The 19,989-nt window shown below is 76.2% G+C and carries 15 protein-coding genes and 1 pseudogene; 10 read left to right on the forward strand and 6 right to left on the reverse strand.

The window, feature by feature from the left end:
* Nucleotides 1–40 precede the first annotated feature (40 nt).
* The 6 genes from ACN20G_RS35700 to ACN20G_RS35725 all read left to right on the forward strand — a co-directional run bounded on the left by ACN20G_RS35700 (nucleotide 41) and on the right by ACN20G_RS35725 (nucleotide 8,564).
* Nucleotides 41–1,147, forward strand: a complete 1,107-nt coding sequence (locus tag ACN20G_RS35700) for a ScbA/BarX family gamma-butyrolactone biosynthesis protein (protein ID WP_424217513.1) — start codon at nucleotides 41–43, stop codon at nucleotides 1,145–1,147.
* On the forward strand, nucleotides 1,144–1,920 hold the full coding sequence (locus tag ACN20G_RS35705; protein WP_424217514.1) for an HAD family hydrolase: 777 nt from the start codon (nucleotides 1,144–1,146) through the stop codon (nucleotides 1,918–1,920). The genes ACN20G_RS35700 and ACN20G_RS35705 overlap by 4 nt, the downstream gene beginning before the upstream one ends.
* Nucleotides 1,920–3,011, forward strand: coding sequence for a 3-oxoacyl-ACP synthase III family protein (locus ACN20G_RS35710; protein ID WP_424217515.1), 1,092 nt, complete (start codon nucleotides 1,920–1,922; stop codon nucleotides 3,009–3,011). Before ACN20G_RS35705 ends, ACN20G_RS35710 begins: the two co-directional genes overlap by 1 nt.
* Before the next feature lie 281 nt (nucleotides 3,012–3,292).
* Nucleotides 3,293–4,768, forward strand: coding sequence for an FAD-dependent monooxygenase (locus ACN20G_RS35715; RefSeq protein ID WP_424217516.1), 1,476 nt, complete (start codon nucleotides 3,293–3,295; stop codon nucleotides 4,766–4,768).
* A gap of 76 nt (nucleotides 4,769–4,844) precedes the next feature.
* A complete protein-coding gene (locus ACN20G_RS35720) occupies nucleotides 4,845–7,163 on the forward strand; it encodes an SDR family oxidoreductase (RefSeq protein WP_424217517.1) in 2,319 nt (772 codons plus the stop codon).
* Between the two features lie 6 nt (nucleotides 7,164–7,169).
* Nucleotides 7,170–8,564 (forward strand): MFS transporter, encoded by a 1,395-nt coding sequence (locus ACN20G_RS35725; RefSeq protein WP_424217518.1) that lies wholly within the window; start codon nucleotides 7,170–7,172, stop codon nucleotides 8,562–8,564.
* 270 nt (nucleotides 8,565–8,834) lie between these two features.
* Here the strand turns inward: ACN20G_RS35725 and ACN20G_RS35730 are convergent, their stop codons facing one another.
* Nucleotides 8,835–9,620 carry an SDR family NAD(P)-dependent oxidoreductase gene (locus ACN20G_RS35730; protein WP_424217519.1) on the reverse strand — a complete coding sequence of 262 codons (786 nt, stop codon included), beginning with the start codon at nucleotides 9,618–9,620 and terminating at the stop codon, nucleotides 8,835–8,837.
* Nucleotides 9,621–9,747: 127 nt separating this feature from the next.
* Nucleotides 9,748–10,701 carry an NAD-dependent epimerase/dehydratase family protein gene (locus ACN20G_RS35735; RefSeq protein ID WP_424217520.1) on the reverse strand — a complete coding sequence of 318 codons (954 nt, stop codon included), beginning with the start codon at nucleotides 10,699–10,701 and terminating at the stop codon, nucleotides 9,748–9,750.
* Nucleotides 10,702–11,037: 336 nt separating this feature from the next.
* Between ACN20G_RS35735 and ACN20G_RS35740 the strand changes: the two genes are divergently transcribed.
* The 3 genes and pseudogenes from ACN20G_RS35740 to ACN20G_RS35750 form a co-directional block, all read left to right on the forward strand.
* Nucleotides 11,038–11,850, forward strand: coding sequence for a TetR family transcriptional regulator (locus ACN20G_RS35740; protein ID WP_424217521.1), 813 nt, complete (start codon nucleotides 11,038–11,040; stop codon nucleotides 11,848–11,850).
* 286 nt (nucleotides 11,851–12,136) lie between these two features.
* Nucleotides 12,137–12,892: a thioesterase II family protein gene (locus tag ACN20G_RS35745; RefSeq protein WP_424217522.1), complete on the forward strand. Its 756-nt coding sequence runs from the start codon at nucleotides 12,137–12,139 to the stop codon at nucleotides 12,890–12,892.
* Nucleotides 12,893–12,936: 44 nt separating this feature from the next.
* Nucleotides 12,937–13,525 (forward strand): annotated as a pseudogene (locus ACN20G_RS35750) (hypothetical protein); the annotation flags it as partial.
* Nucleotides 13,526–13,595: 70 nt separating this feature from the next.
* Here ACN20G_RS35750 and ACN20G_RS35755 read toward each other — a convergent pair.
* The 3 genes from ACN20G_RS35755 to ACN20G_RS35765 form a co-directional block, all read right to left on the reverse strand.
* Nucleotides 13,596–14,021: an NUDIX domain-containing protein gene (locus ACN20G_RS35755; RefSeq protein ID WP_424217523.1), complete on the reverse strand. Its 426-nt coding sequence runs from the start codon at nucleotides 14,019–14,021 to the stop codon at nucleotides 13,596–13,598.
* Nucleotides 14,022–14,048: 27 nt separating this feature from the next.
* Nucleotides 14,049–14,552, reverse strand: coding sequence for a DUF1772 domain-containing protein (locus ACN20G_RS35760; RefSeq protein WP_424217524.1), 504 nt, complete (start codon nucleotides 14,550–14,552; stop codon nucleotides 14,049–14,051).
* A gap of 354 nt (nucleotides 14,553–14,906) precedes the next feature.
* Entirely contained in the window at nucleotides 14,907–15,329 is a 423-nt protein-coding gene (locus ACN20G_RS35765) for an MmpS family transport accessory protein (protein ID WP_424217525.1), read from the reverse strand.
* A gap of 561 nt (nucleotides 15,330–15,890) precedes the next feature.
* Here ACN20G_RS35765 and ACN20G_RS35770 point away from each other — a divergent pair.
* Complete coding sequence (locus ACN20G_RS35770; RefSeq protein ID WP_424217526.1) at nucleotides 15,891–16,559, forward strand: TetR/AcrR family transcriptional regulator; 669 nt, start codon at nucleotides 15,891–15,893, stop codon at nucleotides 16,557–16,559.
* Here the strand turns inward: ACN20G_RS35770 and ACN20G_RS35775 are convergent.
* Nucleotides 16,528–19,506 carry a helix-turn-helix transcriptional regulator gene (locus tag ACN20G_RS35775; protein WP_424217527.1) on the reverse strand — a complete coding sequence of 993 codons (2,979 nt, stop codon included), beginning with the start codon at nucleotides 19,504–19,506 and terminating at the stop codon, nucleotides 16,528–16,530. The two genes, ACN20G_RS35770 and ACN20G_RS35775, sit on opposite strands and share 32 nt — an antisense overlap.
* Between the last annotated feature and the right edge of the window lie 483 nt (nucleotides 19,507–19,989).

The following is a 19,989-nucleotide window of genomic DNA, read 5'->3' on the forward strand; positions in this document are numbered from 1 at the left end:
GCACGTACCGGCCGACCCCACCAGAAAGCAGGTTTCGCACGTGACCACCGCACCCTCGCTGCCGGACCAGGCCGCCGACACCCTCGCGGCCGTCCCCGACCTCAGCTACGACCGGACCATCGACCGGTCCCTGGTCCACCGGGACTCCCTGAACGAGGTCTTCCTCACCGACCTGCGCCCCCTGCCCGCCGGTACCGGACCGGGCACCCCCTACGTGGCCGCGGCCCAACTCCCGCGCTCCCACGCCTACTACGGCGACCACCTGCTCAGCCCCACCCTGCACGACCCGATACTGCTGCTGGAGGCCGCCCGGCAGGCCGCGCTGGCCGGCTCGCACGCCTTCCACGGGGTCCCGCGCACCGACAAGTTCATCCTCACCCACCTGCGCGTGCACCTGACCCGCCCGGACCGGCTCGCGGTCGGCGCCGCGCCCTGCCCGCTGCGGCTGCACGCGGCCATCGACAACCACCACCACCGCGAGGGCCGCACCACCGGCCTCGACCACCGGATCGAGTTCCGGGCCGGGGACACCGTCATCGGCACCGCCGCCGTCGGCCTGCGCTTCAAGTCCGCCGACTCCTACCGCGAGCTCAGACTCCGCGGCCGGGACGGCCGGCCGCTGCCCTCCTCCGCCGACCACGAGCCCGGCGCCGGCCACAGCGTCGTCGACCCCTACCTCGTGGGCCGCGCCAACCCCGAGAACGTGGTCCTGTCCGACGTGCGCACCCAGGGCGAGAACCACCTCGCCGCGCTGCGCGTGCCCGGCCGGCACCCCAGCATGTTCGACCACCCCCAGGACCACCTGCCCGGCATGGTGCTCGCCGAGGCCGCGCGGCAGCTCGCGCTGCGGGCCGCGCTGGAGACCCGGGGCATGTCCCCGTCGCGGACCGTGGTCACCGACCTCGCCGTGACCTTCACCCGGTTCGGCGAACTCGACAGCCCGTCCCTGCTGACCGCCGTGGTCGGCCCCGACCGGCCCGCGCCCGAGCCCGAGCCGCACTACACCCAGGGCGGGGTGCTGGAGCCCGAGGAGCCCACCGGGTCCGCCGTCGGCCGGCCGGTGCAGGTGCGGGTGGAGGCCACCCAGGACGGGGCGAGCCTGTGCCTGTTCTCGCTGACCCTGACCCGCGTGCGGACCCCCCGGTGAGCGGCCGGGACGGGGTGCGCGGCGCCCGGGTCGCGGCGTTCTTCGACGTGGACGAGACCCTCGTGGACCTGAAGTCGATGTTCCGGTTCCTCTCCTTCCACCTGCGGCGCGGCGGGGCCGCGCCCGGCACCGACACCCGGCTGTTGGACGCGCTGCGGGGGGCCGCCGCCGACGGCGTGCCCCGCACCGAGATCAACCGGCGCTACTACCGGCTCTTCGCGGGGGAGAGCCGGGCCGAGCTGGCCGCCTCCGGGCGGGAGTGGTTCGCGGCGGAGCTGCGGGAGGAGCCGTTCATCGCGCCGGTCGTGGAGCGGTTCCACGCGCACCGGGAGCGGGGCGAGACGACGGTGCTGATCTCGGGGTCCTTCTTCGCGTGCCTGGACCCGATCGCCGAGCACCTGGGCGCGGACCTGGCGTTCGGGACCCGGCCCCGGGTCGGCGCCGACGGGCGGTTGACGGGGGAGGTGTTCGTGCCGCTCATCGGCGAGGCCAAGGGGCGCACGGCGCGGGCCGTGGGCGCCGTCCTGGACCTGGACCTGTCGCGGTCGTGGGGCTACGGGGACCACGCGAGCGATCTGCACCTGTTGGAGGCAGTGGGCCGGCCGGTGGTGGTCGGCGCCGATCCGGTGCTGCGGGCGCGGGCCGCGCGCGGGGGCTGGGAGGTGCTGCCGCTCGCGGAGCCGGAGTCGGGGCCCGCGCCGGTGCCGGGGCCGGTGTCCGGGTCGGGTGCCGCGGCTGCCTCGGCGCGGGTGCCCGAGGGGGTGAGCGGGTGATGTCGGCCTGGCACCGGACCCCGATCGCGATCCTCGGCACCGGCTCCCACCTGCCCGAACGGGTGGTGGACAACGAGGAGGTGGGCAGGCTCGCGGGGGTGGACGCCGACTGGATCACGGCGAAGACCGGGATCCGGGAACGGCGCCGCGCGGCCCCGCACGAGGCCACCTCCGACCTCGCGGCCCGCGCCGGCCGCGCGGCCCTGGAGCAGGCCGGGCTGACCCCGGCCGACCTCAGCTGGATCCTGGTCGCGACCTCCACCCCCGACCAGCCGCAACCGGCCACCGCCGCCCTCGTGCAGCACCTGCTGGGCGCGGAGCGGGCCGCCGCGTTCGACGTGAACTCGGTGTGCTCCGGGTTCGTGTTCGCGTTGACCGCCGCCGAGTCCCTGCTGCGGGCGGCGGGCGGCACCGGGCACGCGCTGGTGATCGGCGCGGACGTGTACTCGCGGATTCTCGACCACCGCGACCGCAAGACCGCCATCCTCTTCGGCGACGGCGCCGGGGCGGTGGTGCTGGGACCCTCGCCGCACGGGGGGCAGGGGTTCCTCGGCAGCCGGCACCTGACGCGCGGGGAGGCCCACCACCTGATCGGCGTGCCGGCCGGCGGCAGCCGCAACCCGGCGTCGGCGGCGACGGTCGCGAGCGGGGCGCACCACTTCCGGATGGACGGGCGGGCCGTGCGGTCCTTCGTGCACGAGGCGCTGCCGGCGGCGGTGGCCGACGTGCTGGACGCGACGGGGGTGCACCGCGACCGGGTGGACCACTTCGTGCCGCACCAGGCCAACGGGGTGATGATCGGGGAGGTGTGGCCGGCGCTGGACCTGCCCGAGGCCACCCTGCACCTGGACGACCTGGCCCGGTACGGGAACACCGGGGCCGCGTCGGTGGGCATCGCGCTGGACTCGGCCCACCGGGCCGGCGGGCTGGCGGAGGAGGACGTGGTGCTGCTGTGCGCGTTCGGCGGCGGCATGTCGGTGGGCTCCACCGTGCTGAGCTGGGCCCCCACCGCCCACGCCCGTCCGCCCCGGCTGCTGACCACGGCCGGCGCGGGCGGCCCGGGGGCGCGGGGGTCCGGGCCCGCCGCCTGAGACCGGCGGTCGGGCCCGCCCGCAAGGCGAAGGCCGTTCCTCGCGCGCACGGGGTGAGCGCGAGGGGCGGCCTTCCCGCGCCGTGCGGCAAGGTCCGGCGGGGGCGGTTGACGGGATCCTGACCTCGGCCGCACCCGGCCCTGACCGGGCCGGGAAACTTTGACACGACCTCACCGGTCCTTGTCACGACCGTTGCCCTGCCGGGCCCGGCCGCCGACGAGACTGGGCCGACGCCCGCACCCGCGGCGTGATTCCGCCCCGGCCGGTCGAGGAGCAACCCGATGGACACCGCCGTGATCGTCGCGGGCGCCGGCCCCGCCGGACTGACCCTCGCCGCCGAGCTCCGCCTCGCCGGCGCCGAGGTCCTCGTCCTCGAACGGCTCCCCGAGCCCACCGGCGAGTCCCGGGGCCTGGGCCTGTCCGCCCGCACCCTGGAGATCCTCGACGAACGCGGGCTGCTGGAGCGGTTCGCGCCCCTGGAGACCGGCACCCGGGCGCACTTCGGCGGCGTGCCCCTCGACCTCGGCGTGCTGCCCGGCAAGCCCCGCGCGGCCACCGCCGTACCCCAGTCCGTCACCGAGGAGCACCTGGCCGCGCACGCCCTCGCCCTCGGCGTCGACATCCGCCGGGGCCACGAACTCCTCGCCCTCGACCAGGACGAGGACGGGGTGACCGTCACCGTGCGCGGCCCCGACGGCGAGCACGAACTGCGGGCCGGCTGGCTCGTCGGCTGCGACGGCGGCCGCAGCACCGTCCGCAAGGCCGCCGGCTTCGACTTCCCCGGCACCGAGGCCACCTGCGAGATGTACCTCGCCGACCTCACCGGCCTCGACCTCGCGCCGCGCACCATCGGCCAGACCGTCCCCGGCGGCATGGTCATGGTCGGCCCGCTGCCCGGCGGCGTCACCCGCGTCGTGGTCTGCGAACGCGGCACCCCGCCCCGCCGGCGCACCACGCCCCCGCCCTTCGGCGAGATCGCCGCCGCCTTCGAACGCCTCACCGGCGAGGACATCTCCCACGCCACCCCGCTGTGGACCAGCGCCTTCGGCGACGCGGCCCGCCAGGTCACCGAGTACCGGCGCGGCCGGGTCCTGCTCGCCGGCGACGCCGCCCACATCCACCTCCCGGCCGGCGGCCAGGGCATGAACACCGGCATCCAGGACGCCGTCAACCTCGGCTGGAAACTCGCCGCGACCGTCGCCGGGCACGCCCCGCCCGGCCTCCTCGACAGCTACCACGAGGAACGGCACCCGGTGGCCGCCCGGGTCCTGACCAACACCCGCGCCCAAGGGCAGCTCATCCTCGGCGGCGCCGACGCCGCACCGCTGCGCGAGGTCCTCGGCGAACTCGCCGCCCACGACGAGGTCGCCCGCCACCTCGCCGCCATGATCTCCGGCCTCGACATCCGCCACGACGTGGGCAGCGGCCCGCACCCGCTGCTCGGCCGTCGACTGCCCGCCCTGCCGCTGCTCGTGCGCGGCGCCGAGACCACCGCCCGGGCCCTGCTGCGCCGGGGACACGGGGTCCTGATCGACCTCGCCGACAACCCGCGCCTGCGGGCCCGCGCCGCCGGCTGGACCGACCGCGTGGACCTCGTCACCGCGGAGGCCCCCGAGCTGCCCGCCGACACCGGACTGGCCGGCACCACCGCCCTGCTGCTGCGCCCCGACGGGCACGTGGCCTGGGCCGCGCCCGGCAGCCACCACGACCTGCCCATGGCCCTCTCCCGCTGGTTCGGCGACCCCCTCACCGCCTGACCCGCCCCGCACCGTCCGCCCCGCAACCGCTCGACCCGCAACCGTTCGACCCGCCGCACCCGCCCCAGGAGCCCCGATGCCCGCCGACCCCGAGCCGCGCGCGGTGCTCGTCGTCGGCGCCGGCCCCGTCGGCCTCCTGCTCGCCGTGGACCTCGCCCGCGCCGGCGTCGACGTGCTCGTCCTCGAACGCCGCACCGCACCCGACACCGAGTCCCGGGCCACCGCCCTGCACGCCCGCACCCTCGAACTCCTCGCCGACCGCGGCCTGTCGGACCCGCTCGGCCCCTTCGACCGCGACCCCCGGGGCCACTTCGGCGGCATCCCCCTCGACCTCGCCCTGCCCACCACCACCGGGCACCCCGGCACCGGCAAGGTCGCCCAGACCCACCTGACCGCCGTCCTCGCCGCGCACGCCGCCGCACTCGGCGTCGAGATCCGCCGCGGCCACACCCTGAGCGGCCTGACCCAGGACGCCCACGAGGTCCGCGCCGAGGTCCGCGGCCCCGGGGGCACGCACGAGGTCCGCGCCCGGTGGCTCGTCGGCTGCGACGGACAGGACAGCGCCGTGCGCGCCCTGACCGGCGTCGACTTCCCCGGCACCGACCCGCGCCGCGCCCTGCTCCGCGCCGACCTCGCCCCCGGCACCGCCGACATACCCGACCGGCGCTTCCAGCGTCTGCCCGCCGGCCTCGCCGTCGCCGCCCGCAGACCCGACGGCACCACCCGCGTCATGGTCCACGTCCACGCCGACCCGCCCCGCCGCACCCCCGGACCCCCCACCCCCGCCGAGGTCGCCGCCGCCTGGCACACCGTCACCGGCGAGGACATCGCCGGCGCGCGCATGGACTCCCTGGCCGTCCTCGACGACGGCAGCCGACAGGCCGCCCGCTACCGCGCCGGCCGCGTCCTCCTCGCCGGCGACGCCGCCCACCGGCAACTGCCCGTCGGCGGCCAGGCCCTCAACCTCGGCCTGCACGACGCCGCCAACCTCGGCTGGAAACTCGCCGCGACCGTCGCCGGCCACGCCCCGCCCGGCCTCCTCGACAGCTACCACGAGGAACGGCACCCCGTCGGCGCCCGCGCCCTCACCCAGATCCGCGCCCAGACCGACCTGCTGCTCGCCGACCCGACCGGCGAACCCCTGCGCGCCGTCACCGCCGAACTCCTCGCCCTGCCCGCCGCCCGCGCCCACCTCGCCGCCGCGATCACCGGACTCGACCACCACCATCCCGAGCCCGGCGCCGAGGAGCACCCGCTCGTCGGCCGGCGACTGCCGCACCCGCTGCCCGAGGCCGGCGTCGGCCTGCTGCTGGCCCCCGCGGGACCCGAAGGGGCCCCGTACCGGGAGCTCGCGGCCCGCTGGGCCGACCGGGTCCGCGTCCACCCACTGCCCGGAACGCACGAGGCCGAACGCGGGCCCGGGGCGCACGGCGCGCTGCTGGTGCGGCCCGACGGGCACGTGGCCTGGGCCGCCGACACCCCCCACCCCCTCGACCACGCCCTCACCCGCTGGTTCGGGGCCCCCACGCCCACCCCCACGCCCGCACCCCGGTCCGCACCGGAGCCCGCCCCCCACGCCCCCGTTCGCGAGCCCGCCACCCGGCGGGCCGTCACACGAAGGAGCACCACCATGGCCCGGCTCACCGGGAAAACGGCCCTCGTCACCGGGGCCAGCCGAGGCATCGGCCGGGCCACCGCCCTGCGGCTGGCCGCCGACGGCGCCCTCGTCGTCGTCCACCACGGCCGCACCGACAGCGCCGCCGAAGAGGTCGTCACCCGCATCGAGAAGGACGGCGGCCGGGCCTTCGCGCTGCGCGCCGAACTCGGCGTCCCCGGCGACGTCGACCACCTCTTCGACGCCCTCGACGAAGGACTGCGCGCCCGCACCGGCGGCACCGACCTGCACATCCTCGTCAACAACGCCGGCATCACCGGCGGCGGCGAGAGCCCCGAGGACACCACCCCCGACGCCTTCGACCGGCTGATCGCCGTCAACGCCAAGGCCCCCTTCTTCCTCGTCCGCCGCGCCGCCCGCACCATGCCCGACGGCGGGCGCATCGTGAACATCTCCTCCGGCCTCACCCGCGTCGCCAACCCCGCCGAGATCGCCTACGCCATGACCAAGGCGGCGCTCGAACAACTCGCCCTGCACTGGGCCCGGCTCCTCGCCCCGCGCGGCATCACCATCAACACCGTCGCCCCCGGCATCACCCGCAACGACAACCCGGTGTTCGACAACCCCGACGCCGTCAAGGCCATGGCCGCGCTCTCCGCGTTCCAACGCGTCGGGGAACCCGAGGACATCGCCGACGTGGTCGCCTTCCTCGCCGGCGACGAGGCCCGCTGGATCACCGGCGCCTTCCTCGACGCCACCGGCGGCACCCTCCTCGGCTGACCCCCGATGAGACCCTCCCGGCCCCCCGCCGCCCCCCGCCTGGCCGGCGCGCTCCCCGCGAGCGCGCCGCCCGGCCGGGCCCTCGCGCACGTGCTCGCCGCCGGCATGCTGCTCGACGCCCTCTCCGTCTCCCTCGCGCTGCCCCTGCTGCCCGCGCTCACCGGCCCCGACACGCTGGGCCCGGCCTGGCCGTTGACCCTGTTCGCGGCCGGTTTCGCGAGCACCCTCCCCCTCGGCACCCACCTCGCCGCCCGCCTCGGCCGCCGTCGCCTGCACCTGGCGGCCCTCGCCGGCTTCGCCCTCACCGCCCTCGTCGGCGTCCTGTGGCCCGACCCCTGGGTCCTCGCCGCCGGCCGCGTCCTCCAAGGCGCCGGCGCCGCCCTCACCGCCCCCCTCGGGCTCGCCGTCCTCACCGCCGGCCGGCCGCCCGGCCCCGCCCGCGACCGCGCCCTGGCCCCTTACACCCGCGCCGGGGTCCTCGGGTTCACCACGGGCCTGCTCCTCGCCGGCCTGCTCGCCGTGCCCGCCGGGCCGCACCGCGCGCTGGCCCTGCCCGGCCTGCTGGCCCTGCCGCTGCTGCTCGCGGCCCGCCGGCTGCTGCCCCCCGACCCGCCCGCCCGGCCCGCCCCGGCCGCCGTGCCCCGGCCGCCGCTGCGGGCGCTCGCGGCGGGCGCCGTGCTGCTGCTGGCGCTGCCGCCCGTGCTGCGGGCCGCCGCCGACCCGGCCACCCCCGCCCTGCTGACGCACCTCGCGCTGGCCGCCGTCCTCCTGCTCGCGCTGGCGCTGGCGCTGCTCGCGCACGCCCGGCCCGGACTCCTGCTGCCGCCCCACCCCGGCTCCCTGCACCGCGCGGCCCTGACCGCGGCCTGCCTCAACGGGGCGCAGGCCACCGTCCTCGTCCTGGTGGCCCTGCGGCTGCACGGGGCCGGCCTCGGCCCGACCGGGACCGCGCTCGCGCTGCTGCCGGCCGCCCTGCCCGCGGCCCTGCTCGGGCTGTTCGGCGGCGGGCCCACCCGCCGGGTCCTGGCCCGGCACGGCACCACCGGGCCCGTCGCCGCCGGTCTCGCGCTCGCGTCCCTCGGCGTCCTGCTCCTGCCCCGGGACGCGGCCGGGCCGGGGGAGGTGGGGGCCGTGCTGCCCACCGTGACGCTGCTCGGGCTCGCCCTCGCCCTCGCCTTCACCCCCCTGCACACCCGGGCCTTCGCCGAGGTGGGCGAACGCGGCCGGGCCGGCGCCGTCACCCTCTACCAGACCGCCGTCCAACTCGGCGCCGTCCTCGTGCCCGCCGCCGGCCTCGCCCTCGCCCCCCGGGGCCCGGACGCGGCCCTCCTCGTCCCGCTCGCGGCCCTCGCCGCCGGCCTGCTGCTCACCCTCACCCCGGCCCGGGGCGGCGGGCGCTGACGGTCCGTCGCGCGGTGCCGTCGGCGGATGTCGTCGCCGGATTCGGAGGTTCCGGGCGCGGGTGATCATGGGGTAGAGTTCTGTTCGTGCTCGCGGGGGAAACCCGACAAAGCGGGTTCATGCGTTGGTGGTCCAAGGAAAGACACCCCACTTCCCGTGGGGGGATGTAGGTGCAAGGCCTGCCCAGCGCTCGATGTTCGAAGGCCCCGGCCTCCTCACGGAGACCGGGGCCTTCGGCGTTCCCGCGCCGGTGCGCGCGGGAGCGGCGGATCAGTAGTTGCCGAGGCCGCCGCAGACGTTCAGCGCCTGCGCCGTCACGGCCGCCGCGTCATCGCTCACCAGGTACTCGACCATCGCCGCGACCTCACGGGTCTCCACGTAACGCCCCATCGGCACCCGCTGGGTGATCCGGTCGAACGCCTCCCGCTCGGTGACCCCCCACACGGCGGCGTAGCGGGTCCGGACCCCCTCCGCCATCGGCGTCTCCACGAAACCGGGGCAGACCGCGTTCACGGTGATGCCCGTCCGCGCCAGCTCCAGGCCCAGGGCCTTCGTCAACCCGACCACCCCGTGCTTGGACGCCGAGTACGGCACCGCCAGCACCACGCCCTGCTTGCCGCCGGTCGAGGCGATGTTGACGATCCGCCCCCGTCCCTGGGCCAGCATCCCGCCGGCCGTCAGGACCTCGCGGGTCATGCGGAACAGGCCGGTCAGGTTCGTGCCGATCACGTCGAGCCACAGCTCGTCCGTCAGCTCCGCCGTCTTCCCGCCGCCGCTGCGCCCCGCGTTGTTGACGAGGATGTCCACCGGACCGAAGCGGTCCACGGCCGCGGCCACGAACGCCTTGATCTGCTCCGGGTCCGACACGTCGCAGGTGGTGCCGTCCACCTCGAAGCCCTCGTCGGTCAGCTCCTTCACGGTCGCCGCCACCCGGTCGCCCTGCCGGGCGCACAGGAACACCCGGGCCCCCAGACCGGCCAGCCGACGGGCCACCGCGAGCCCGATGCCGCTGGTCGCGCCCGTGACGAGGGCCACCGGCTTCGTTGCCTGGGTCATGATCGAAAACTCCTCGCAGTCGCCGTGGGACGTCGAACGCGCCCCGCCCCCACCCTGCGGCCCGGCCCTCGCGTCCCGGTCGAGCCCGGGCCGGCCGGGATGCGGGGCGGTCGGGGCACGGGCCGGCTCAGACGGTGGTCCGGGCCTGGGGGCGGGGGCCGCAGGAGGACACGAGCCGGGCGAGGGCCTCGGGACCGCCCACGCCCAGCGGCGGCCCCGGGCTCACCCCGAGGTCGGACCAGAGCGGGGAGCTGTCGAACCAGTGGTCGCCCAGCAGCATCTCCAGCGAACCCGAGGCCCACGGCCCCGTCTCCGCCGCCACCGCCCGCGCCTGCGCCGCGCCCGTGACCCGTTCCGGCCACGGGACCCCGCCCCACAGCGCCGCCGCCCGCAACAGCCGCTCCACCGGCACCGGGATCGGGTGCGCCGCGTGGTAGACCCGCGCGCCCAGGCGCTCCGGCGGCGCCAGCGCCACCCCGACCAGGGCCCGGGCCAGGTCCGAGGCGGTGATCACGGAGTGCAGGGTGGACCGCTCGGTCGGCGCCCCCGGCAGGGTCCGCAGCAGGCGCACGAGCGTCGGCAACACCCACCGGTCGCCCGCGCCCACCACGATGTGCGGGCGCAGGACCGTGCCGCCCGCCGCCGTCACCAGGTCCTCGGCCAGCGCCCGGGTCCGCGAGGTCTCCGACCCGGGCCGGCGCGTCAACTCCTCGGGCCGCGCCGCCCGGTACTCGCCCCGCCCGTACACCGAGGCCGTGCCCAGGTACACCAGCCGTCGCACCCCGGCCCGCCCGGCGTGCTCCAGCAGCGCGGCCGTGCCCCGTGCGTTCACGCGTTCGTTCGTCGCGGCGTCGCCACCGATCTGCGAGGCGCAGTGGACGACGGTGTCGACCCCGTCGCACAGCCCGCGCAGCGCCGTCGGATCGCCGAGGTCGCCCCACACCACCTCGGTCCCCGGCGGCAGTTCGCCCGGATCCGCGCGGTGCGCCAGCACCCGCAGGGCGCGGCCCGTGGCGGCGGCCTCCCGGACGACGTGCCGTCCCACGAACCCCGCCGCACCCGTGATCAGAACAGTGCTCATCCGACATCCCCTCATGCCATCCGGAAAAAAATACGGACTCCCCGGTCCTTTATTGAGGATGAGGGGGGCGGATGGGGAGCGTCGAAGCCCGGTTCTGTCACCTCGCGGGGTGCGCGGGGGCGTGCGGAGGGGTGGTTTCGGGCGCCTGATCACGGGGTTTTCGGGGGTCCTGGGCGGGCTGGGGTCGGGCGCGGGCGGGTGGTGGGCGGATCAGGGGAGGGCGGCTTGAGCAGGGGACCTCCTGGATGTGATTGACAAACCGTTCGTGCTGTTTTCTACTCGGGCCATCGCCCGCCAGGGGTGCGGCCCGCACCCGAGCCGGCAGGAGGAGATCACGTGGACGACACCGGACGCCAGTCCCGCCCGGAACCGGACCGCGCGACCACCCCCGGCCCTCGGCGTGTCCCCCCATCGGGCCGCGCCCCCGAAGGCACCCTCACCGCCGGCCTGGCCCGACTCGCCCGCCTCGTGCGCGTCACGGGCCGCCGGAACCCGAGCCGGGCGGAGGCCGAACGCACGCGCCGCCGGATCCTCGACGCCGCCTGCGAACTGATCGCCCGCGAGGGCCCGGCCGCCGCCGCCCCGGCCCGCCTGGCCCGCGCCGCCGGCGTGCGCCGGGCCGTGCTGCGCCGCTACCACCCCACCCCCGAGTCGCTGGCCGACGCGGTCTGCGCCCGCGCCCGTGACCCCTTCGCGGAATTCGTGCGGCGCGCGTGGGAGACCGGCACGCCGCCGCTGCGCACCCTCGTCGAACTGACCGCGCGTCAGACCCGTGCGGTGGGCGAGGATCCGGCCGTCCGCGCCGCCCTGCGGATCGCCGCCGAACGCGCGACGCGACCCGATGCGGCGGGCGGCGACCCGTACCGGGCCTGGACCGTTGAGGTGCTGCGGCTGCTCGGCGAGGCCCGCGAACGCGGGGACCTGCCGGCGCGCGCCACCGGCCCGGCCGTCGAGGACCTGGTCCCGGGGCTGTTCCGGGCCCTGGGCGCGGTGGCCTCCCGGGAACTGCCGCCGGCGGAGGCCCGCGGCCGCGCGGAGGCGTGCCGGCTGCCGCTGCTGGCCGCCCTCCCGAAACCCGGCCGGGGCCCGCGCGCGCGGACGGGCTTCGGGGCCAACGGTGGTGACGGAGTGTCGGTGATCATGGGGTAGAGTTCTGTTCGTGCTCGCGGGGGAAACCCTGACAAAGCGGGTTCATGCGTTGGTGGTCCAAGGAAAGACACCCCACTTCCCGTGGGGGGATGTAGGTGCAAGGCCTGCCCAGCGCTCGATGTTCGAAGGCCCCGGCCTCCTCACGGAGACCGGGGCCTTCGGCGTTCCCCCACGCGTCCGTCCGTCCGTCGAGGTGGGCGCCGGCGATCCTCCGGCGCGCCGCGAGCGGTGCGGTCCAGGGTCGGGCCACGGGGCCGCGTGGCCGCCGACGAGGAGAGGGACGCGGATGACCGAGCGGCGGATCCGACTGCACTGCTTCGCGCACGCCGGCGCCGGGGTCTCCGGCTTCCGACGCTGGGGGCAGTTGCTCGCCCCCGCCGGGATCGACCCCGTCGCGCACCCGCTGCCGGGCCGCGAGGGCCGGGCCGGCGAGGCCCGCGTCACCGACCGTGCCGCGCTGCTCGCCGCGATGCTGCCGCTGGTCGCGCCCGCGCCGGGAGCGCCGCGCGACCCGGTGGTGTTCTACGGGCACAGCCTGGGCGGCCTGGTCGCCCACGCCCTGACGCGGGCCCTGCGCGGGGTCGGCCTGCCCGGCCCGGACCTCCTCGTGCTCGGCGCGTGCCCGCCCCCCGGCACCCCCAACTCGCTGACCGACGCCCGACACGCCTCCGACGAGGACCTGCTGCGGCTGCTCGTCGACCTCGACGGGGTGCCCGCCGACCCGGCGCTCGCCAGGTTCTGGCGCCGGATGGTGCTGCCGGTGCTCCGCGACGACCTGCGCCTGGGCGCGGACCTGCGCGACCGGGCCCTGACCGACCGCGCCGACCCGCTGCCGGACCAGCCGATGCTGGTCCTGGCCGGCGACCGTGACCCGCTGGTGCCGGCGGAGGCGATGGCCGGCTGGTCGGCGTACACGACGGGCCCGGTGTACACCCGCACCCTGCCGGGCGACCACTTCTTCGTCCGCGACCCGGAACTCCCCACCCTCCTGCGCCGCACGGCCCGAGTCCTCACCCGAACCCGCACCCCGATCCCGGCCTGAGCCGGCGGGGCCGCCGGCGGGGGCTTGCTACCGTCGGTCAGTCGCTGGGCGGGGTCGCGATGCCGAGGTGGCTGCGAGGGGCGGCGTGGCGACAGGGCGACGGGGACGAGCCGGTGATGTGGCGTGTCGACGAGACCGATCGATCCGGAGCTGCCGGAAGCGTGGTGGGAGGCGTTCAACCGTTCCTTGGATGCCCTCGCGGCGCAGGAGACCAGCCGGGTGGCGACACCCGACACGGTGACGATCACGCAGGACGGGGTGACGGAGGCGGCGCGTCGCTTCGTCCCGGAGGGCGTGGACACCGTGGTGCGGCGGTGGCGCCCGGCTCACGCCGATCTGAACTGGGCGAACATGACGGGCCCGGAGTTCTGCCTGTTCGACTGGGAGGACTGGGGCATGGCACCGCGGGGGTTGGACGCCGCGTCGTTGTGGGGGAACTCGCTCGCCGTCCCGGACCTCGCCGAGCGCGTGCGCCACGAGCGACGGCACGACCTGGAGAGCCGGGACGGCAAGCTGATGACCCTGTTCGTCTGCGCGAAGATCCTCGCCCCGGACGCGCACCCCGAGGACCCGCGCCTCGAACCCGCCCGCCGGACGGCGGAGCGGATCACGGCGGAACTTCGATCCGCCTGACGGGCGGCCCGTGACGTCGGGCGGGTACCGGAGGGCGTCGATCAACTCCCGGCCCGAGGCGGCGGGGCGTCTATACGGTTTGCTCGGCCATGGCGTTCTCGATCAGGGGCACGGCGGTCGGGGGTTGGAGACCGAGTGCGGCGAGGGCCTGGGGGGTGAAGGGGACTTCGGCCAGTTCGTAGGTGCCGCGATCGGTGCGGGCGAACTCGGGGCCGGTGCGGTCGTCGAAGGACCAGGCCCGGGCCTCGGCGAGGTAGATGTGCTGGACCTCGTCGCGCTCGGTGTCGGTGAGGGTCCCCAGCAGTCGGACGATGCGCGCCTCGCCGGCGATCTCCTCGTGGATCTCGCGGTGGAGGGCGGCTTCCGGTGTGGGGTCGCCGTCCTCGACGCCGCCGCCGACGAGCACGTGGTAGACGCCGCGCCCGGGGACGGTGCGGCGGATGGCGAGCATGGTGCGGGCCGGGGTGACCAGGACGGCCCGGACGCGTTCCTTCACGGTCTCTCCTCGGGGTGGGTGTCGGGGTCAGAGGGGGGTCTCTGTCAGGAGGGAGTAGGTCAGGAGGGCCAGGGTGAGGGTGCACAGGAGGGTTCGGACGCGGTTGGCTCGGGTCCAGGGGGATTCGAAGCGGGTGCGCAGGGCCGTGGCTTCGGCGGGGGTGAGGTGTTCGGGTGGGCCGGCCGCTTCCAGGGCGTTGTTCAGCGGGATGTTGATCCTGCCCGTGACCGCGAGGGAGGCCAGGTAGACCACGAGGGCGGCGGTGACCGGGAGGGGGGTGGGGTGGGGGTTCGGGGCGAACCAGGTGAGGGCGGCGGCGAGCGCGGTGAACAGGGCGGTGCCCAGGTAGCCGAGGAGGAACCAGCCGTTGAGGATGACCCGGTTGATCCGCTGCATCACCTCGATCAGGGTTCGGTCGTCGGTTTGGCGCAGGGCCGGCATCACCGAGATGCCGAAGCCCCAGAACAGTCCGGCCACCAGGCCCGCCGTCAGCGTCGCGGCCCCCAGGGCCGCCACTCTCGCGATCTCCACCCCGACATCCACCCCTCGTCGTCTCGTCCGGCGGCCATCATGGCAGCGGGAGGGCGGTGTCGGCACGGTGGTTTCGGCGGTGCGGGGCACGGGTGGTGACGGTCCGTCGGCGGACGTCGTCGCCGGATTCGGAGGTTCCGGGCGCGGGTGATCATGGGGTAGAGTTCTGTTCGTGCTCGCGGGGGAAACCCTGACAAAGCGGGTTCATGCGTTGGTGGTCCAAGGAAAGACACCCCACTTCCCGTGGGGGGATGTAGGTGCAAGGCCTGCCCAGCGCTCGATGTTCGAAGGCCCCGGCCTCCTCACGGAGACCGGGGCCTTCGGCGTTCCCGCGTGGGTCAGCGGGTCAGCGGGTCAGCCGGTGATCGGGGAAGTGCCGATGCAGGTGGCGCTGCCGGTGCCGGTGTTCTCGGCGAGGACCTTGCCCTTGTGGAGGATCTTGCACGTGATGGAGGCGTCGGGGGCGCCGGCCGGCACGAGGCTGGAGGCCATGACGCCGCGCAGGGTGACGTTCTTCTTCCACGGCACGGTGGGCTTGGTGACGGTCTCGGTGCCGGGGTTGGTGGCCTCGCCCTTGCCGTCGCCGAAGACGATGACCTCGACGCCGGTGCCCGTGACCTCGTAGGTGACCTCGTAGGGGGTGTCGACGGCCTTGTCGACGGCCTCGGCGACCGCGCCGTCGACCGCCTTGCCGGCGTCCTCGGCGGCGGAGCAGGCGCCGAGCCCGGCCACCAGGGCGGCGACGGCGACGACTCGGGCGATGCGGCTCACGTGCATGGTGGGTGTCCTCGGGGGTGGTACGGATCTGGTGTGCATCTGGTGCGGATGCCGATCCCGCACTCAACAGTAAAGGATTCTTAAAGTCAACCTGTGAGGGGGGTGGGGTCCGGCCGGGGGTGCGGGGTGGGGGGCGGCCGGTTCCGGGTGCTCGGGGGAGGGGGGAAACCTACCTTTCGGGGCCTTGAATATGCCTTCGAGGGGCAATGTTCGGCATTCCGGTTCGGATTTCGCGGGTTTCCTTGCCGGTTTTCTCGCGCGGGGGGTGTGGGGAACCGGTGGGGTGATCGGCTTATTCGGAATGGTGCCTTCCGGAGTGGGGGTGAGAGGGGTTCCCGGGGTTTTCCGGCCGGGGGTGGGGGAATCGGGCCGGCCGAAAGTTTGTGGGGTGCGGGGAGTTGTCGACGTGCGGGGTGCGAGGCGGCTCGGGGGCCGGAAGCGGAACACGACAGTCGTGTTGCGGGACTCGTGATCGAGGGGTCCCGGCGGCCGGGGTGGGGGATGATGAGCGCGCCCGGGGGCCTCCCCGGGGGCCGGCGGCGAGCACGGGGTGGGGGACGGGTGCGTCCAAGCGGGGTCGGATCACCGGTACGGGCGGCGCGGCAGCCGCTGACCCGCCCGCGGATCGTCGCGGCGGCCCTCAGGATCCTGGAACGCGAGGGCACGGCGGGCCTGAGCATGCGCAAGCTCGCCGACGAGCTCGGCAAGGCCCCCGCCGCCGTCTACCGGCACGTCAGCGACAAGCGCGAGCTGATGGGGCTGCTCTTCGACGAGGTCTCGCGCCGCATCGTCATTCCCGAGTCCGACGACGAGCCCCGGGCCCTGATCCTGGCCGCCGCCCAGAACGCGCACCGCACCCTGGAGGAGCACGGCTGGGTCGCCGCCGGCATGTTGGACGGCGCGCTGGTGGGCGCGACCTCCCTGCGGCTGTCCGAGTTCGTCCTCGACACCCTCGTGCGACACGGGATGAGCGACGAGGCGGCGGCGCGGCTGCACCTGGCGATCTGGCAGTACCTGATCGGGCACCTCGTCGCCGGCGCGCCCCGCGTCATCGGGCCGGAGACCGGCGACGCGGAGCCCGGCCGGTATCCGACCGTGCACCGCGTCGCCCCGCTCATCGAGCGGATGAGCGACCAGGAACGTTTCACCGCCGGGCTGCGCGTGCTGTTGGACGGGGCCTTCGCGCCGGCCCCGCCCGTCACCCGGTCCGCAGGCGCGGCACCGGCGTGAGCGCGGCGGCCCGGGGCCGGCGCAGCGGCACCGGCTCCGCGGCCCGCCGCCCGCCGCCGAAGGGCCCGGTGTCCGGGGACCTGGTGTCGGGCGGTTCGGGGGCCGGCGTGTTCGGTGCGTCCGGTGCCGGTGTGGTCGGCGCCTGTGTGTTCTGCGAGGGGAAGAACAGGGTCAGTTCCGCCCGTCCGCTGATCCGCAGCTTGCGGTAGGAGTGGGTCAGGTGCGATTCCACGTTGCGCAGGCTGACCTTGAGCGAACGCGCGATGCTCCGGTTGCTCATCCCGCGCGCCGCCAGGTCCGACACCAGCCGTTCCGTCGGCGTCAGCAGGGACTCCGCCGAGGCCTTGCGCGGGTCCGGTCGCCCGCCCGCGTCCCGCAGCTCCCGCTGCACGGCCCGCACCAGGCCGTCCGCGCCCAGCGAGATGCCCACCTCGTTGGCCCGGTGCAGCAGTTCCCGGGCCCGGCCGGCCCGGCCGCCGCGCCGGTGCGCGCACCCGGCGGCGAACAGGGCCTGCGCGAACAGCAGCGGCGCCGGTTCCGGCTCCAGCAGGTCCGCCGCCTGCCCCGCCCAGCGCAACGCCTCCTGCCCGGTGCCGGCCGCGGCCTGCGCGACCAGGGCCCGGCCCAGCGCGAACGGCGCGTCCCAGCGCCGGGCCAGTTCCGTCTCCTCGCGGGCCGTGCGCCGCGCCCCCGTCACGTCGCGCAGCTCCATCTCCAGCGCCGCCCGGGTCGAACGCCAGGGCAGCACGGCCGGGTTGACCACCCCGCGCCGGGCCAGTTCCTCGGCCACGTACCCGATCAGCGCGAGCCCCTGCGGGGCCTTGCCCAGCCGGCCCAGGGCGCGGGCCGCGCTGTGCGCGAGGTGCAGGTGCCACCAGGTGCCCGGCCGGTCCCCGGCGCCCACCGGCACCTCGTCCACGAGGGCCCCGGCCCGCGCCACGTCGTCCTTCTCCAGCGCCACGTCGATCAGCACGCTGCGGGCCAGCGCCCCCACGTGGTGCCGGCCGGCGCCGATCCGGGTCAGGAGCTCGGCGGCCTCCCGCGCGTCGTGTTCGGCCTCGGCCAGCGCGCCCCGGTGCAGCCGCACCAGGGCCCGCACGGCCAGGGCCTCGGCGAGCCGGGGCACCGCGCCCTCGGCCCGCGCGAGCCGCACCTCGGCCGCCATGTGCCGGCCCGCGCCGTCCACGTCCCCGGCCCACAGCAGGGCCAGCAGGGCGTGGTACCAGCTGGGGGAGCCGTGCGGGGCGCGCGGCACGGACAGGATCCGGTCCGCTATCCGGCGCACCGCCGGGGCGCTGTCCCCGGCGGCGGTGCGGGCGAGCAGCACGCGTTCGAGGCGGTCGCCCTCCGGGCCGCGCGCGCCGAGGCCGTCGGGCGTCCCGTCGGCTTCAGGCGTGCCGGCTTCGGGTGTGCCGGCCTCGGGCGCGGGCGCGCCGGCGGTGCCCTCGTGCAGGCGCAGGTGGGTCAGGGCCCGGTGCAGCCGGGCCAGTTCGGCCGGGTCCCGGGGCACGTCCTCGCGCCGTACCTCCTCCAGCACCCGGCGGGCCCGCGTCGGCTCGTCCAGCCGCAGCAGCGCGTCCGCCAGTCGCAGGGAGCGGCGCAGTCGCTCGCCCGGGTCGCGGGCGCCGGCCGCGTGCGCGGTCAGGGCGCGGGCCGCGGCGGGCAGGTCCAGGCTGGTCAGGGCCTCGATGCGCAGGCCCTCGGCGTCCCCGTCGGCCTCCGGTCCGCCGTAGAGCACGGCCTTCTCGATCAGTCGGCGGGCGCCGGCCGGATCCCGACCCAGCGCGCCCCGGGCCACGTCGAGCAGCAGCGGCGCCATCCACGGTTCGTCCAGCCGGTGCGCGCGCACGAGGTGCGCGGCGACCTCCGGGGCGGGGGCGCCGCGTTCGCGCAGGCAGCGGGCCGCCGCCCGGTGCAGTTCGGCGCGTTCGGCGCACGGGATGTCCTGGTAGAGCAGCCCGGCCAGCAGCGGGTGCCGGAACCGGGTGTCGTGCGGGTCCAGCAGCCCGGACTCGGTCAGCCGGTTCAGGCAGCGGCACGCGTCCTGCGCCGAGACCCCGCACAGCCGGGCCAGCAGGCCCACGTCCACGGGCCCGGTCAGGGCGCTGACGGCGCGCGCCACGTCCAGCCCGTGCGGGTCCAGCCGCCGCAGCAGGCACAGGATCCGCTCGCGGACCGCCGGCAGCGGGCGCCGGCCGTCCGCGCCGACGCCCTCGGGCGTCTCGCCGCCCGCGCCCGCCGGGGTGGTGCGCAGGCGTTCGGTCAGCAGGTAGGGGTTGCCGCCGGTGTCGGCGATCAGGGCGTCCACGGACTCCCGGCCGTGGTCCCCGAGGGCCGCCGCCAGGTCCACGGCCGCGCTCGTGCTCAGGTCGTGCAGGTGGATGTGCCGGTCGGGCCGGATGCCCTCGCCGAACTCGACCAGCAGGTGCGGGTCCCGGGTGGGTTCCCCGCAGCGCTTGGTGGCGACCAGGGCCACCGGGAGGTGTTCCAGCCGGCGGGCCAGGAAGCCCAGCCAGAGCAGGGACTGCCGGTCGGCGTGCTGCACGCAGTCCACGGTGAGCAGGACCGGGGCCCGTCGGGCCGCGCCCGCCAGGGCCGAGAACAGCTCCGCGAGCAGCGGGTAGTCGGGGTCGACGGGGGCGCCGTTGGGGCCCGCGCCGCACGAGGCGAAGGCCCGCTCCCAGCCCCGGGCCGTTTCCGGCAGGGTGCCGAGCAGCTGGTGCACCACCCCGAGGGGAAACCTTTCCTCAGTGGCCGAGGCCGTCGCCGACAATACGATCATGGACCGCTCCCGGGCGGTCTCCTCGGCCCAACGCAACAGGGAGGTCTTGCCCGTTCCGATGAACCCCTCGACCAACGCCACCGCACCCGAACCCGCCCTGGCGGAATCGAGCACCCCGGTGATGATCCCCGCTTCTTCGTTCCTGCCGAACAGTTCCTGGGGCACCGCCCCCACACCTCCTGCTAGCACGGTCGACGATCCGGTCAACGGTTCGGCGGACCAGGAGAGGGCCCGTGTCCGCGCCGCCCTCGGCGCCCGCCGCACGGCCGGATTCTCGTCCTGTTCGGGGCCCCCGGAAAGCAGTCGGCCGAACGCATGGGAAACCGGCGCGGTCAAGGCCGGTTCTCGGTCACGCGAAAAGGTGCCGGCCCGAGTTCGGCGCGGCGCGCGGGAAACGACGTGGAAGATGTGGGAGCGACCCGGCGCTCCGACCCGTTCCCACCCCCCGGAAATCGGTGAACGGTGTACACCCGCAATGCCCGCCGACGGTAGCACGGCCACCCTCCGGTTTCGCGGGGAAGTTTCGCCGACTCCCTTTCAAACGTGTTCCTTCGGCCAGTGCTTCGGTGGCACCGTATTGCCGCCCCGGACCCGGGTACCGGTACCGTCGGCACGGCTTTCGCGGTGCCGGCCGACCGTCCCCGCACC

Origin of the sequence: Streptomyces dryopteridis (assembly GCF_049606955.1) — a bacterium.
Lineage (GTDB): Bacteria > Actinomycetota > Actinomycetes > Streptomycetales > Streptomycetaceae > Streptomyces.